This window comes from Burkholderia pulmonis, assembly GCF_984667975.1.
In genome coordinates this window covers 611,361-625,181 of the sequence record NZ_OZ480186.1, presented here as the reverse complement: position 1 = coordinate 625,181, position 13,821 = coordinate 611,361, and the positions used below count along the sequence as shown (strand labels likewise).

The following is a 13,821-nucleotide window of genomic DNA, read 5'->3' as shown; positions in this document are numbered from 1 at the left end:
TCGCGCGAAACGGCCGGGGAAGCCGCTTCGCGCGGGGTCGCGCTCAGAGCGCGTGGGCCTGGTCGCCGGCGACCGGCGCCGCGCCGCCTGCCTGGTCGGCCGGCACGTAGCGCAGTTCGCGGTTCAGCACGCGCTTCGCACGGGCGCGGTCGATGTCGTTCTCCCACACCGCGACGACGACCGTCGCGACGCAGTTGCCGATCAGGTTGGTCAGCGCACGGGCGATGCCGACGAACCAGTCGACCGGCAGGATCAGCACGAGGCCGAGCACCGGAATCGCGGGAATCGCCGACAGCGTCGCCGCGAGGATCACGATCGCCGAACCCGGGATGCCGTGCGCGCCCTTCGACGTGACGAGCGACACGAGCAGCACGACGATCAGGTCGTGTGTCGACAGCGGCGTGTTGGTGGCCTGCGCGATGAACAGCACCGCGAGCGTCAGGTAGATCGAGAAGCCGTCGAGGTTGAACGAATAGCCGGTCGGGATCACGAGGCCGACCGTCGAATCCTTGATGCCCATGTATTCGAGCTTGCTCATCACCTGCGGCAGCACCGCATCCGACGACGCCGTGCCGAGCACGATCGACAGTTCCTCGCGCAGGTAGCGGATCAGCTTGAACACCGAGAAGCCCGCGAGCCGCATCACCGTGCCGAGCACGACCGTGACGAACACGAAGCAGCTCAGGTAGAACACCGCGACGAGATAGCCGAGCTGCTTGAGCGACGCGACGCCGTACTTGCCGGTCGTGAACGCGATCGCACCGAGCACGCCGAGCGGCGCGAGCTTGATGATGAAGCCGATGATCCGGAAGAACACGTGCGACAGTTCCTCGATCAGCGAGTTGACGCGCTGCGCCTTGTCGCCGAGCAGCGACAGCGCGGAGCCGAACAGCACCGCGAACACGAGGATCTGCAGGATGTCGCCCTTCGCGAACGCGTCGATCGCGGTCTCGGGGATGATCTTCATCAGGTAGCCGGCGGTATCTTTCAGGCTTTCGGCGTTCTTCGCGTACGACGCGAGCGACGACGCGTCGAGCGAGCGCAGGTCGATGTTCATCCCGACGCCCGGGCGCGTAAGCCACGCGAGCACGAGGCCGATGCCGAGCGCGATCGTCGTCATCACCTCGAAGTAGACGACCGCCTTCAGGCCGACCCGGCCGACCTTCTTCAGGTCGCCCGCATTGGCCATCCCGCTGACCACGACGCAGAACACGATCGGGCCGATGACCATCTTGATGAGCTTCAGGAAGCCGTCGCCGAGCGGTCGCAACGACTCGGCGAAATGCGGGAAGAACGCGCCTAGCGCGACCCCCAGGATCAATGCGACGACTACCCGGCCAAACAGCGAATTGAGGAATTTCGACACGGCGCTCTCCCGATCCAACGGTTGCAGTTTCGTCTGTTCATACTGGTAAGACCAGTGATGTTATGGGGGATAGTAGGAAGCCGATATAGTGGCGTCAAGGACGGATCAAATAGGGATTTCCCGCCCCTTCGCACCCGGCTCCCGCGCACCGGAAAGGGGCGGATCGTGGCTTTCCCGTAGGGCGGTCATGCACCGCCTGCGTGCGGATTACAATGCCGGTCAGACCGGCCAAAGTTCACATCATGAAAAACGTTCCGCATACCGTGACCGACGCCGCCATCGCGACGATCCGCGAACGGATCGAGGCAGGCGTCTATCCGGTCGGCAGCCTGCTGCCGGCCCAGCGCCAGCTCTCCGAGGAGCTGGAGATCAGCCGTGCGTCGCTGCGCGAGGCGCTGTCGACGCTCGAGGCGCTCGGGATGCTGCGCATCCGGGCGGGCAAGGGCGTGTACGTCGAAAGCGCGCAGGCGTCGGTCGCGCATCCGTGGCAATTCGCCGAGCAGTCGTCGCCGCCCGATACGTACCAGATGCGCTATGCGCTCGAAGGCTTCGCCGCGCGGATGGCCGCGCACGTGGTCAGCGACGCCGACATCGCGTGGTTCGAGGACAACCTCGCCGACCTGCACGTCGCGCTGACCGAAAACGCGATCGACGAGGCGTCGCAACTCGACTTCGACTTCCACATGCGGATCATCCACCTGGCCGGCAACGCGGCGATCGAATCGGTGCTGCGCAGCAGCGCGGACATCATGAAGGAAAGCCAGCGCATGCCGTTCTACCGGCGCGAGCTGCTGCTGTCGACGTGGCACGAGCATCGCGCGATCGTCGACGCGCTGATCGCCCGCGATGCGGCCGCCGCGGGCACCGCGATCGAAACGCACATCGCGAACGCCGCGCAGCGCGCGGGTATCTTCTTCCCGACACCGGGCGCATGACGCGCCCGGCCTCCGGCCGCCACCCGGTCGTACCGGTCACCCGCCCGACGGATCGCGATACGCGAGCGCGCGCTCGATGAACGCGCGCGCCGCCACGCTGCGGTACGCGCCCTTGCGCGTGAGCAGCGCGGCCGTGCGCGTCGGCAGCGGCGGATCGATCTCCAGCGCACACAGGTCGCCGCTCTCGCGTGCGACCGCATCGGGCAGCACCGTCGCGAGCCGGCCGCACCGCACGAGTTCCAGCACCGCGCTGATCGTATTCGTCTCGATCGCGATCAACGGTCGCGCGCCATGCTCGATGAAATACCGGTCGATGCTCTCGCGCGTCGCGAACGCACGGCTCAGCAGCACCAGCGGCTCGCCGCCGAGTTCGGCCGGCGTCAGTGCGCGGCGCCGCCGCGCAAGACGGTGCGTGCGGCCCGTCACGAGCGCGAGCGGCTCGTCCCACAGCGGCAGCGCGTCGATGTCCGGCGCACGCGGCGGCATGAACGCGAAGCCCGCGTCGAGCCGGTCGTCGGCGAGCAGCGCCTCGATGCGCTCCTGCGGCATCGCGTCGATCGTCAGCGCGACGTTCGGATAATCGGCATGGAACGCGTCGATCAGCGAGCCGCTCAGATAGGCCGCGAAAGTCGGCATCATCGCGAGCCGTAGCGACCCGCTGCCGAGATCGGCGACGTCGTGCAGCGCGCGCTGCCCGGTGTCGAGCTCGTGCAGCGCGGCGCGCGCATGGCGCGCATAGACCTCGCCGAATTCGGTCAGCCGCACCGTGCGGCCCGAGCGGTCGAACAGCTGCACGCCGAGCGTTTCCTCGAGCTGGCGGACCTGCTGCGACAGCGTCGGCTGCGACACGTGCAGCGCGTCGGCCGCGCGCGTGAAACTGCGCTGCTCGGCGACGGCCAGGAAATAGCGGATGTGGCGGAGAAGCATCGCGGCCAACGTATTGGTTGAACCAATGGATACCATAACGATCCAGTCTTGGACGCTATGGGTCGATTCCCGCATCATACGCACATCCGCTCCGATGCATCGCATCTGTCGCCGCACCGGAGCGGCACGCCCGGGCCCGCCCTGCCTCCGCCCGCCGCACGACGATCCGCCGCCCGCCCGATCCGGGCCCGGCCGCGATCCGCCCGGCGCGCATCGGTTCACCGCCGATCCGTCGACGCCGGCCCCGATTTCCGTCACCCCGCGCAACCGACGGCCCCGTGCCGCCGGAAGGCGCCGCTGCTTTTCGCGACCATGGAACCGCATCACGACAATCACCCTCCCCTGACCCGCGGCATGACGCTGCTGTTCGCCTGCGCGTGCGGCATCGTCATCGGCAACATCTACTACGCGCAGCCGCTGCTCGCCGCGATCGCCCGCAGCTTCGGCCGCGCGCCGACCGAGCTCGGCTATCTCGTCACGCTGACGCAGCTCGGCTACGCAGCCAGCCTGCTGCTGATCGTCCCGCTCGGCGACGCGGTCAACCGCCATACGCTGATCGTGCGGCTGCTGATGCTCAACGTCGTCGCGCTGGTCGCGGTCACGTTCAGCACGAATTTCACGATGTTCGTCGTCGCGAACATCGCGGTCGGCTTCGTCACCTGCTCGACGCAGCTGCTCGTGCCGTTCGCGGCGTCGCTCGCCGATGCGCGTTCGCGCGGCCGCGCGGTCGGCACCGTGATGAGCGGCCTGTTGCTCGGCATCCTGCTCGCGCGCGTCGCGGCCGGTGCGATCGCCGACTGGTTCGGCTGGCGCGCGGTGTACGGCATCGCCGCGGTGATGGTGCTCGCGCTGACCGCCGTGCTCGCCGTGAAGCTGCCGAAGGATCGCCGCGATGCGCGCCTCGACTATGCGGCGCTGATGAAATCGCTCGTCGCGCTGGTGCGCGCGCAGCCGCTGATCGCGCTGCGCTCGACCTACGGCGCGCTCGTGTTCGCGTGCTTCAGCCTGCTGTGGACGGGCCTCACGTTCCTGCTGAGCCAGGCGCCGTACAACTATTCCGAAGGGCAGATCGGCCTGTTCGGCGTCGTCGGCGCGGTGGGTGCGCTCGCGGCAACGTCGGCCGGCCGGCTGGTCGATCGCGGCCACGGCAACGCGGCGACGGGGCTGTTCGCGGCGGCCGTGCTCGCGTCGTTCGCGCTGATCGCGACCGGCTCGCATTCGCTCGCCGCGTTGATCGCGGGCATCCTGCTGCTCGACGTCGGCGTGCAGGGTACGCACATCTCGAACCAGAGCGTGATCTACGCGCTGGCCGGCAACGCGCGCAGCCGCGTGACGACGATCTACCTGACGAGCTACTTCATCGGCGGCGCACTCGGGTCGTTCGCGGCGAGCGTCGCGTACGGCGTCGACGGCTGGCGCGGCGTGTGCATCGCGGGCGCGGCGCTGTCGGGCATGCTGCTCGCCCTGTGGCTCGCGTCGCAGCGCGTCGGCTCGCGCCAGGTCACGCAGTAATGCGGTAGTCCGTTTCCGCAGCACGACGAAAAAAGGCACGCCGCGCAACTCGCGGGCGTGCCTTTTTCTTGGGCGCCGACGCCGCCGTGCGTCAGTGCCGGACCCTCACGCGGCGGTGTCCGCGAAATCGATCAGCACCTTCATCGCACGCTGCCGGTCGCCGGCCAGTTCGAACGCGAGATTCGCATCGCGCATCGGGAACACGCGCGTGACGGCCGGGCGCAGGTCGACGCGCCCCGCGTTGATCAGCTGCACCGCCAGCGCGAATTCCGCATGGAAGCGGAACGATCCGCAGATCGACAGTTCCTTCGCGACCACGACGTTCTGCGGCAGGCTGACATCGCCGCCAAGCCCGAGCTGCACGACGACGCCGCGCGGCCGCATCACGTCCAATCCGTCGCGCAGCGCGCGCGCATTGCCGGAACACTCGATCATCACGTCGAACGTGCCCTTGTCGGCGCTGTAGCGCTCGACCCAGCCCGCATCGGCTGCCGCATTGATCGTGCGGTCGGCACCGAGCGCGCTCGCCACTTCCAGCGGCGCCTCGACCACGTCGGTCGCGACGATCTCCGCCGCACCGTGCACGCGCGCTGCCGCCACCGCCAGCACGCCGATCGGCCCGCAGCCCGACACGAGCACGCGCTTGCCGATCAGCGGGCCCGCGCGCGACACCGCGTGCAACCCGACCGCGAATGGCTCGGCGAGGGCCGCGAGCGACAGCGGCACGTGGTCGCCGACCTTCACGCACTGCACCGCGTCGCACACGAGCGCGTTGCGGAACGCGCCCTGCACGTGCGGCATCCGCATCGCGCTGCCGTAGAAGCGCATGTCGAGACACTGGTTCGGCAAGCCTTCGAGGCAGTAGCGGCACGCGCCGCACGGCCGGCTCGGATTGACCGCGACGCGGTCGCCGACCTTCACCGACGTGACGTCCGGCGCGACTTCCGCGACCGTGCCGGCGACCTCGTGGCCAAGCACCATTGGCTGCTGCAACCGGATCGCGCCGAAGCCGCCATGCCGGAAGTAATGCAGGTCGGAGCCGCAGATGCCGCCCATCGCGACATCGACGCGCACCTGGCCCGGGCCGATCTCGCCCGCGTCCTGCTCTTCGACCCGCAGGTCGTTCGGCCCGTGGATCACCACACACATGCAACGCATACGCATGACACTCTCCTCAGACAACCGGCGTGAGCAGCGGCTCGCCGGCGAAATGCGCGGCGAGGTTGTCGCGCACGAGCCAGCCCATGGCCTGGCGCGTCTCGATCGTCCCGCTTGCATGGTGCGGCTGCAGCAGCACGTTCGGCAACGCGAGGAAACGCGGGTCGATGCGCGGTTCGTTCCAGAACACGTCGAGCGCCGCGCCGGCGATCGCGTTGCGTTCGAGCGCGTCGAGCAGCGCCGGTTCGTCGACGGTCGTGCCGCGCGACACGTTCACGAGATAACCTTGCGGCCCGAGCGCGTCGAGCACGGCCGCGCCGACGAGGTGGCGCGTCGCCGGCCCGCCCGCGAGCGTGACGATCAGCAGGTCGCACCAGCCGGCCAGCTCGGCGAGGTCGCCGAAGAAACGATGCTCGCTGTCCGCGCGCGGCGCAACGTCGAAGTAGCCGAGCTCGACGTCGAAGCCGGACAGCCGGCGCGCGAGCGTCGAGCCGATCCGGCCGAAGCCGACCACGCCGACCCGCTTGCCGTAGAGCCGCGTGACGAGCGGCATGTCGCCGTCGCGCCAGGCACCGGAACGCACGTACGCATCGCCGGCGCCGATCCGGCGCAGCATCGCGAGCGCGAGCCCGACGCCGAGATCGGCGACGTCGCCGGTCAGCACGTCGGGCGTGTTCGTCACGCGGATGCCGCGCTCGCGCGCGGCGGCGAGGTCGATCGCATCGGTACCGACGCCGTAGCACGCGATGATCTCGAGCTGCGGCAGCGCGGCGATCAATCCGGCATTCGCGCCGAGATCGCCGCGTGTCGCGATCGCGCGCACGCCGGCGCCGTGTTCGGCGAGGAACGCCGCGCGGTCGGCGGCTTCCCACAACCGGTGGACGTCATAGCCGGCCAGCCATGCGCCGTCCCAAGGCTGGTAAGGGCCCGTCATCAGCAGGTCGGGCCGCTGGGTCGATTCGTGCGCCATCTGCGCTTGCTCCTGTCGAGATAAGTTGAATGCGAAAGCGTGCCGGGCCGCCTGGGCCGCCCGGCCCGTTCATGCGTGCCGCGCGAGCGCATCGGCTTCCGGCGCCGGCGCCGCCTGCGCGGCGTCGAGCGGATCGTCGAGGTCGCGGTTCAGCGGTTCGGGCATCCGCGCCGTCGTAAACAGCGTGATCAGCGTCAGCAGCACCAGGTACGCGGCGATCGGCACCCATGCCCGCACGCCGGCCGCGTGATCGCCGCCGTGCAGCGCGATCACGGTCGCGATGATCGTTGCGCCGACGAGCGGCGCGATCCCGCCCGCGAGCACGGCCGACACTTCGCGCGAGAACGACACGCCCATGTAACGATGGCGCGCGCCGAACAGTTCGGGCAGCAGCGCGGCCTGCGCGCCGAGCATCCCCCAGTTCGCGAAGCCCTGCGCAACCGAGATCGCGATCACGCTCGCGACCACGTTGCCGTGGCTGAAGATCCACCACACCGGAAACGCGAGCGCGAGCTGCAGCCACGCAAAGGTGCGATACACGCGCACGCGGCCGTAGCGGTCGCTCAGCCAGCCGGCCAGCGGCACCGTGCAGGCGCCGACGGCCGCCGCGCACACGAGCGCCAGCGCGCCGATCGGCCCCTTCATCCCGATCACGCCCGCGAGATAGCTGACCGCGAGCGCCTGGTAGATCGACGAGCCGCCGTTCTCGGCCATCCGCAGGCCGATGCCGATCAGGAGCGTGCGCTTCGAATGCTGCACGGCGCTCTTCAGCGGATTCGCCACAACCTGCGCGCGCTTCTCGAGCCGCACGAAGGTCGGCGACTCGTGCAGCCGCACGCGCATGTAGATCCCGACCGCGACGATCACCGCGCTGAACAGGAACGGCACGCGCCAGCCCCAGCCGTCGGTCACGCGGTCGATATGCGCGAGCAGCAGGAAATAGACGGCCGCCGCGAGCACCGTGCCGAGCTGGATGCCGAGAAACGGCAGCGACGCATAGAAGCCGCGCTGGCCCGGCGGCGCGTATTCGGTCATCAGCACCGCGGCGCCCGCCTGCTCCGCGCCGGCGCCGAGGCCCTGCAGGATGCGCAGCAGGATCAGCAGCGCGGGCGCCCAGTAGCCGGCCGTCGCGAAGGTCGGCAGCACGCCGATCAGCGTGCTCGCGATGCCCATCAGCAGCACCGTCGCGGTCAGCACGAACTTGCGGCCGATCCGGTCGCCGAGCACGCCGAACACGACACCGCCGAGCGGGCGCACCGCGAAGCCGACGAAGTAGGTGCCGAAGCTCGCGATCAGCCGCATCTCGGCGGTCTGCGCGGGAAAGAACAGCGGCCCGAACACCAGTGCCGATGCAAGCGTGTACAACGCGAAATCGTAGTATTCGAGCGCGCTGCCGAGCGAGCAGGTCCATGCCGCACGGTTCAGCTGTTTCCTGTCGACGCCGCGGCGCCCGACGGTGTCGCCCGGCGTACCGGACCCTGCATCGTGCCGCGCGCGCGGCGGGGAAATGCGATCCATCGTTGTCTCCTGTCTCCTGCCTTCCGTTCCGGAACCCGGCGCGCTGCGCCGGGACATCGGCCCGCTCGTGCGGCGGGCTCTTCTGGGAATTCGGATGCCGGCGCCAGCCGGCGCAACGACGCTGCGCACACGGCGCAAGCGTCGCCGCTCAAACGGCGCTGGTCAGCCCGCCGTCGACGAACAGCGTCTGGCCGTTCACGAAATCGGATGCGGCCGACGCGAGGAAGATCGCCGCACCGCACAGCTCGTCGACGCGCCCCCAGCGGCCGGCCGGCGTGCGCTTGCACAGCCAGTCCGAGAACGCCGCGTCGTCGACCAGCGCGCGATTCAGTTCGGTTTCGAAATAGCCGGGCGCGAGGCCGTTCGCCTGGATGCCGTGGCGCGCCCAGTCGGCGCACATCCCTTTCGTCAGCATCCGCACCGCGCCCTTGGTCGCCGCATACGGCGCGATCGTCGGCCGCGCGAGCTCGCTCTGCACCGAGCAGATGTTGATGATCTTCCCGTGGCCGCGCGCGATCATGTGCCGTGCGACGGCCTGCGCGACGTTGAACACGCCGTCGAGGTTCACGCGCATCAGCGCCTGCCAGTCGTCGGGTTCGAACGTGTCGAGCGGCGCGCGGCGCTGGATGCCCGCGTTGTTCACGAGGATGTCGATCGCGCCGACGCGCGACTCGAAAGCATCGATCGCCGCGCGTACCTGCGCATGCTCGGTGACGTCGAACACCGCATGGTCGGCAGCAAAACCTTCCTCGCGGAAGTGGCGCGCGAGCGACGCGGCCTTCTCCTCATTGCGATCGTTGATGACGATCGCGGCGCCGGCTTCGGCAAGCCCGCGGGCGAGCGTCAGCCCGATCCCGCGTCCGGAACCGGTAATCAGGGCGCGGCGGCCGTCGAGGCGGAACCGGTCAAGCGCGTTGGTCATGGATGTCTCCTCGTGCCAGGGAGCCGGCCGCCCGTCGCGGCCGGTCTCGCGTTGACGGTATCTTCGGCCGCCGGACGGAACCCGCGCCAATGGTCTTTTTTGATCCGGTTATCATGAAATCTGATTACCGCCCTCTCTTGCCCGCCGCCCATGGAACTCAAGCAATTGCGCGCCTTCGTCACGCTCGCGGAAGAGCTGCATTTCGGGCGCGCCGCGCAGCGCCTGTTCATCGTGCAGCCCGCGCTCAGCATGCAGATCAAGGCGCTCGAGGCGGAACTCGGCGCGCGCCTGTTCGAGCGCGACCGGCACAAGGTCGAACTGAGCGACACGGGGCGCGTGTTCCTGCCCGAGGCGCGCGCCACGCTGCAGCAGGCCGCGCGCGCGGAACAGATGGCGCGGCTGTCGAGCCGCGGCGAGATCGGCACGCTGCGGATCGCGTTCGTGTCGTCGGTGCTGCCGACGCTGCTGCCGGCCGTGCTGCGCACGATGCGCGAGCGCTATCCGTTGATCACGCTCGAACTGAAAGACATGCCGACGCCCGACCAGATCGCCGCGCTGCGCGACCGGCGGATCGATTTCGGGATGATCCGGCTGCCCGCCGCGTATGCGGGCATCGACACGCGTGTGGTGCTCGAGGAAGGTTTCGTCGTCGCGCTGCCGCTCGACCATCCGCTCGCCGCGCACGACGCGATTTCACCGGTCGCGCTGCGCGGCCAGCCCGCGTTCGTGCTCGCGCGCCGCTACGCGCCCGGCTTTCACGACGACATGCTGCTCGCGCTGAGCCGCGCGGGCACGACACTCGAAATCGCGCAGGAGTTCGGGGAATTCACGACGATGCTCGCGCTCGTCGCGGCGGGAATGGGGATCGGCCTGATCCCGGCGGAAGCGGCCAGCGCACTGCCGCCGAACGTGCTCGCCCGGCCGCTCGACCTGGCCGGGCACCGCACCGGCATCGGCCTCGCGTGGACCGATCTCGACAGCCCGTTGAAACATGCCTTCGTCGCCGCGCTCGGGCAGGTGACGGCCGCATGAACAACGGAACAAGGCAATAAAAAAGCCCGGCCGGGAAAACCGGGCCGGGCTCGTTCGCTGCGCGCACCGCCTCGCGGCGGCCGCGCAACGTGCGGGATTACTTCGCGTTCGCGAACGCGACAGCCGTATCCAGCATGCGGTTCGAGAAACCCCACTCGTTGTCGTACCAGCTCGACACCTTGACGAGGCGGCCCGACACCTTGGTCAGCGTGGCGTCGAACGTCGACGAAGCCGGGTTGTGGTTGAAGTCGATCGACACCAGCGGTGCATCGTTGTAGCCGAGGATGCCCTTCAGCGCGCCTTCCGATGCTTCCTTCATGATCGCGTTGACTTCCTCGACCGTCGTGTCGCGCTTCGCGATGAACGACAGGTCGACGACCGACACGTTGATCGTCGGGACGCGGATCGCGTAACCGTCGAGCTTGCCGTTCAGTTCCGGCAGCACGAGGCCGACGGCCGAAGCCGCGCCCGTCTTCGTCGGGATCTGGCTGTGCGTGGCCGAACGCGCGCGGCGCAGGTCTTCGTGATAGACGTCCGTCAGCACCTGGTCGTTCGTGTACGCATGGATCGTCGTCATCAGGCCGGTTTCGAGGCCGATCTTGTCGTTCAGCGGCTTGACGAGCGGCGCGAGGCAGTTCGTCGTGCACGATGCGTTCGAGATGACCGTGTGCTCGGCCTTCAGCACGTTGTGGTTCACGCCGTAGACGATCGTCGCGTCGACATCCTTGCCGCCCGGCGCCGAGATGATCACCTTCTTCGCGCCGCCCTTCAGGTGCGCGCTCGCCTTTTCCTTCGTCGTGAAGAAGCCCGTGCATTCCATCACGACGTCGACGCCCAGCTCGCCCCACGGCAGCTCGGCCGGGTTGCGGTTCGCCAGCACGCGGATCTTGTCGCCGTTCACGACGAGGAAGTCGCCGTCGACCGACACTTCGCCCGGGAACTTGCCGTGTGCGGTGTCGTACTGGGTCAGGTGCGCGTTGGTCTTCGCATCGCCCAGGTCGTTGATCGCGACGATCTCGAGATCGTGCTTCTTGCCGTTTTCATAGAACGCGCGCAGCGTGTTGCGGCCGATACGGCCGTAGCCGTTGATTGCGACGCGAATCGTCATGGTCTATCTCCTGATGGCTGAAAAAATTCGTTTCGTGCAGCTTCACGGTGCGACGCGCGCGAGGGGGGGGCGCGCGTCGCGTATGTTTTTAGGCCAGCACGGCCTTCGCAGTCTCGACGACGTGCTCGACGGTGAAGCCGAAGTACTTGAACAGCACGCCGGCCGGAGCCGATTCGCCGAACGTGTCGATCCCGACGACGCCGCCTTCGAGGCCGACGTACTTGTGCCAGAAGCTCGTCACGCCCGCTTCGATCGCGACGCGGCGCACGCCGTGCGGCAGCACGCGTTCACGATATTCGGCGTCCTGGCGGTCGAACACGTTGGTCGACGGCATCGACACGACGCGGGCCGCGATGCCCTGCTGCGCGAGCGGCTCGACGGCCTTCATCGCGAATTCGACTTCCGAGCCCGTCGCGATCAGGATGATCTTGCGCGCGACGATCTCTTCGTCCCAGTCCTTCAGCACGTAACCGCCCTTCTCGATGTTCGCGATCTGCGCATCGCTACGCGGGTTGAACGCGAGGTTCTGGCGGCTGAAGATCAGGCTCGACGGACGGTCTGCTGCGATCGCGTGGGTCCAGGCGACGGCCGTCTCGACGGTATCGGCCGGACGCCACACGTCGTGGTTCGGGATCAGGCGCAGGCTCGACACGTGCTCGATCGACTGGTGCGTCGGGCCGTCTTCGCCGAGGCCGATCGAATCGTGCGTGAACACGAAGATCGACGGCAGCTTCATCAGCGCGGCGACGCGCAGCGCGTTGCGGCTGTAGTCGGAGAACGTCAGGAACGTGCCGCCGAACGGCTTGTGGCCGCCGTGCAGCGCGAGGCCGTTGATCGCGGCGCTCATGCCGAATTCGCGCACGCCGTAGTTGATGTGGTTGCCCAGCGCGACGCCCGGGCCTTCCGGATTCGCGCGAACAGCCTTCGATGCCTTCCAGTTGGTCAGGTTCGAGCCGGTCAGGTCGGCCGAGCCGCCGAGCAGTTCGGGCAGTGCGGCAGCCAGGCCTTCGATCGCCTGCTGCGACGCCTTGCGGGTCGCCACCGTCTCGCCGCGCTCGTTCGCGCCGGCGATAATCGCCGCAGCCTTCTCGGCCCAGTCGGCCGGCAGCTGGTTGACCATCCGGCGCTCGAATTCGGCGGCTTCTGCCGGGAACTTGGCGCGATAGGCAGCGAACGTCGCGTCCCATTCGGTTTCGGCGTGCTTGCCGGCTTCCTTCGCGTCCCATGCCGCGTAGATTTCCTGCGGAATCACGAACGGCTCCCACTTCCAGCCGAGCGCTGCGCGCGTCTTCGCGATTTCTTCCGCGCCGAGCGCCGCGCCGTGCACGTCATGGCCGCCGGCCTTGGTTGCCGCGCCCTGGCCGATCACCGTCTTGCAGCAGATCAGCGTCGGCTTGTCCGACAGCTTCGCCTTTGCGATGGCGGCGTCGACTGCATCGACGTCGTGACCGTTCACGTGCGGGATCACGTTCCAGCCGTACGCTTCGAAGCGCTTCGGCGTGTCGTCGTGGAACCAGTTCACGACGTCGCCGTCGATCGAGATGCCGTTGTCGTCGTACAGCGCGATCAGCTTGTTCAGCTTCAGCGTGCCCGCGAGCGAGCAGGCTTCGTGCGAAATGCCTTCCATCAGGCAGCCGTCGCCGAGGAACACGTACGTGTGGTGATCGACGATCTTCGCGCCGTCACGGTTGAACTCGTCGGCCATCAGCGCTTCGCCGAGCGCCATGCCGACCGCGTTCGCGAGGCCCTGGCCGAGCGGGCCGGTGGTCGTCTCGACACCCGGCGTGATCCCGTATTCCGGGTGGCCCGGCGTCTTCGAGTGCAGCTGGCGGAAGTTCTTCAGCTCTTCCATCGGCAGGTCGTAGCCGGTCAGGTGCAGCAGCGAGTACAGCAGCATCGAACCATGGCCGTTCGACAGCACGAAGCGGTCGCGGTCGGCCCAATGCGGGTTCGTCGGATTGTGCTTCAGGTGGCGCGACCAGAGCGCGACGCCGATTTCGGCCATGCCCATCGGCATGCCGGGGTGGCCGGAGTTCGCTTGCTGGACGGCGTCCATCGCGAGCGCACGGATCGCGTTGGCCATCAGGGTGGTGGAGGCGGGAGACGAAGTCGTCATGTCGAGTCCGGAGAACGAGTCGAGGAAACGGGGGCACGGCGGCATCCGGAAGCTCGAGCGTCAATCGTTCCCGGCGCGCGGTGCGGCGCCTGACGGACGCGAAGCGGACGGAGCCTACGGACGGGGCTGCAAAGCTCGTCATTTTAACAGATGGGCTGACATTTCCCTTGTCGAAGCGTAGTGTTCCGGCACGGTTTTCCATCAAACCGCCCGCCTCCTATAATTCAGACGTCGGAACTGCCTGCCCCAGCGGCCCG

Annotated in this window: 11 protein-coding genes; 3 read left to right on the top strand and 8 right to left on the bottom strand. The window is 68.3% G+C overall.

The window, feature by feature from the left end; translation table 11 throughout:
- Positions 1–43: 43 nt before the first annotated feature.
- On the bottom strand, positions 44–1,366 hold the full coding sequence (locus AC5LXK_RS02970; RefSeq protein ID WP_493390246.1) for a C4-dicarboxylate transporter DctA: 1,323 nt from the start codon (positions 1,364–1,366) through the stop codon (positions 44–46).
- Positions 1,367–1,578: 212 nt separating this feature from the next.
- Here AC5LXK_RS02970 and AC5LXK_RS02965 point away from each other — a divergent pair, with 212 nt between their 5' ends.
- A complete protein-coding gene (locus AC5LXK_RS02965) occupies positions 1,579–2,301 on the top strand; it encodes a FadR/GntR family transcriptional regulator (protein WP_493390245.1) in 723 nt (240 codons plus the stop codon).
- A gap of 36 nt (positions 2,302–2,337) precedes the next feature.
- Here the strand turns inward: AC5LXK_RS02965 and cynR are convergent, their stop codons facing one another.
- Complete coding sequence (gene cynR, locus AC5LXK_RS02960; protein ID WP_493390244.1) at positions 2,338–3,228, bottom strand: transcriptional regulator CynR; 891 nt, start codon at positions 3,226–3,228, stop codon at positions 2,338–2,340.
- A 312-nt stretch (positions 3,229–3,540) separates the two neighbouring features.
- Between cynR and AC5LXK_RS02955 the strand changes: the two genes are divergently transcribed.
- A complete protein-coding gene (locus AC5LXK_RS02955; protein ID WP_493390243.1) occupies positions 3,541–4,740 on the top strand; it encodes an MFS transporter in 1,200 nt (399 codons plus the stop codon).
- Between the two features lie 105 nt (positions 4,741–4,845).
- Here AC5LXK_RS02955 and AC5LXK_RS02950 read toward each other — a convergent pair whose 3' ends face one another.
- The 4 genes from AC5LXK_RS02950 to AC5LXK_RS02935 form a co-directional block, all read right to left on the bottom strand.
- The gene (locus tag AC5LXK_RS02950) at positions 4,846–5,904 is read right to left on the bottom strand and encodes an L-idonate 5-dehydrogenase (protein ID WP_493390242.1); all 1,059 of its coding nucleotides are present in this window, start codon (positions 5,902–5,904) and stop codon (positions 4,846–4,848) included.
- A gap of 10 nt (positions 5,905–5,914) precedes the next feature.
- Positions 5,915–6,868 carry a 2-hydroxyacid dehydrogenase gene (locus AC5LXK_RS02945; protein ID WP_493390241.1) on the bottom strand — a complete coding sequence of 318 codons (954 nt, stop codon included), beginning with the start codon at positions 6,866–6,868 and terminating at the stop codon, positions 5,915–5,917.
- Positions 6,869–6,937: 69 nt separating this feature from the next.
- Positions 6,938–8,386: an MFS transporter gene (locus tag AC5LXK_RS02940; RefSeq protein WP_493390240.1), complete on the bottom strand. Its 1,449-nt coding sequence runs from the start codon at positions 8,384–8,386 to the stop codon at positions 6,938–6,940.
- 148 nt (positions 8,387–8,534) lie between these two features.
- Positions 8,535–9,308 carry an SDR family NAD(P)-dependent oxidoreductase gene (locus AC5LXK_RS02935; protein ID WP_493390239.1) on the bottom strand — a complete coding sequence of 258 codons (774 nt, stop codon included), beginning with the start codon at positions 9,306–9,308 and terminating at the stop codon, positions 8,535–8,537.
- Positions 9,309–9,458: 150 nt separating this feature from the next.
- Between AC5LXK_RS02935 and AC5LXK_RS02930 the strand changes: the two genes are divergently transcribed.
- The gene (locus AC5LXK_RS02930; protein ID WP_493390238.1) at positions 9,459–10,340 is read left to right on the top strand and encodes a LysR family transcriptional regulator; all 882 of its coding nucleotides are present in this window, start codon (positions 9,459–9,461) and stop codon (positions 10,338–10,340) included.
- A gap of 97 nt (positions 10,341–10,437) precedes the next feature.
- Here AC5LXK_RS02930 and gap read toward each other — a convergent pair whose 3' ends face one another.
- Together gap and tkt are read right to left on the bottom strand one after the other, a co-directional pair.
- Positions 10,438–11,448 carry a type I glyceraldehyde-3-phosphate dehydrogenase gene (gene gap / locus AC5LXK_RS02925; RefSeq protein ID WP_493390237.1) on the bottom strand — a complete coding sequence of 337 codons (1,011 nt, stop codon included), beginning with the start codon at positions 11,446–11,448 and terminating at the stop codon, positions 10,438–10,440.
- 88 nt (positions 11,449–11,536) lie between these two features.
- Positions 11,537–13,609, bottom strand: coding sequence for a transketolase (tkt, locus tag AC5LXK_RS02920; protein WP_493390236.1), 2,073 nt, complete (start codon positions 13,607–13,609; stop codon positions 11,537–11,539).
- Positions 13,610–13,821 lie beyond the last annotated feature (212 nt).

Coding starts and splice junctions, on each gene's coding strand:
- AC5LXK_RS02965 (WP_493390245.1), top strand. CDS start 1,579: ATGCCGGTCAGACCGGCCAAAGTTCACATCATGAAAAACGTTCCGCAT.
- cynR (WP_493390244.1), bottom strand. CDS start 3,228: ATGCTTCTCCGCCACATCCGCTATTTCCTGGCCGTCGCCGAGCAGCGC.
- AC5LXK_RS02955 (WP_493390243.1), top strand. CDS start 3,541: ATGGAACCGCATCACGACAATCACCCTCCCCTGACCCGCGGCATGACG.
- AC5LXK_RS02950 (WP_493390242.1), bottom strand. CDS start 5,904: ATGCGTATGCGTTGCATGTGTGTGGTGATCCACGGGCCGAACGACCTG.
- AC5LXK_RS02945 (WP_493390241.1), bottom strand. CDS start 6,868: ATGGCGCACGAATCGACCCAGCGGCCCGACCTGCTGATGACGGGCCCT.
- AC5LXK_RS02940 (WP_493390240.1), bottom strand. CDS start 8,386: ATGGATCGCATTTCCCCGCCGCGCGCGCGGCACGATGCAGGGTCCGGT.
- AC5LXK_RS02935 (WP_493390239.1), bottom strand. CDS start 9,308: ATGACCAACGCGCTTGACCGGTTCCGCCTCGACGGCCGCCGCGCCCTG.
- AC5LXK_RS02930 (WP_493390238.1), top strand. CDS start 9,459: ATGGAACTCAAGCAATTGCGCGCCTTCGTCACGCTCGCGGAAGAGCTG.
- gap (WP_493390237.1), bottom strand. CDS start 11,448: ATGACGATTCGCGTCGCAATCAACGGCTACGGCCGTATCGGCCGCAAC.
- tkt (WP_493390236.1), bottom strand. CDS start 13,609: ATGCCGCCGTGCCCCCGTTTCCTCGACTCGTTCTCCGGACTCGACATG.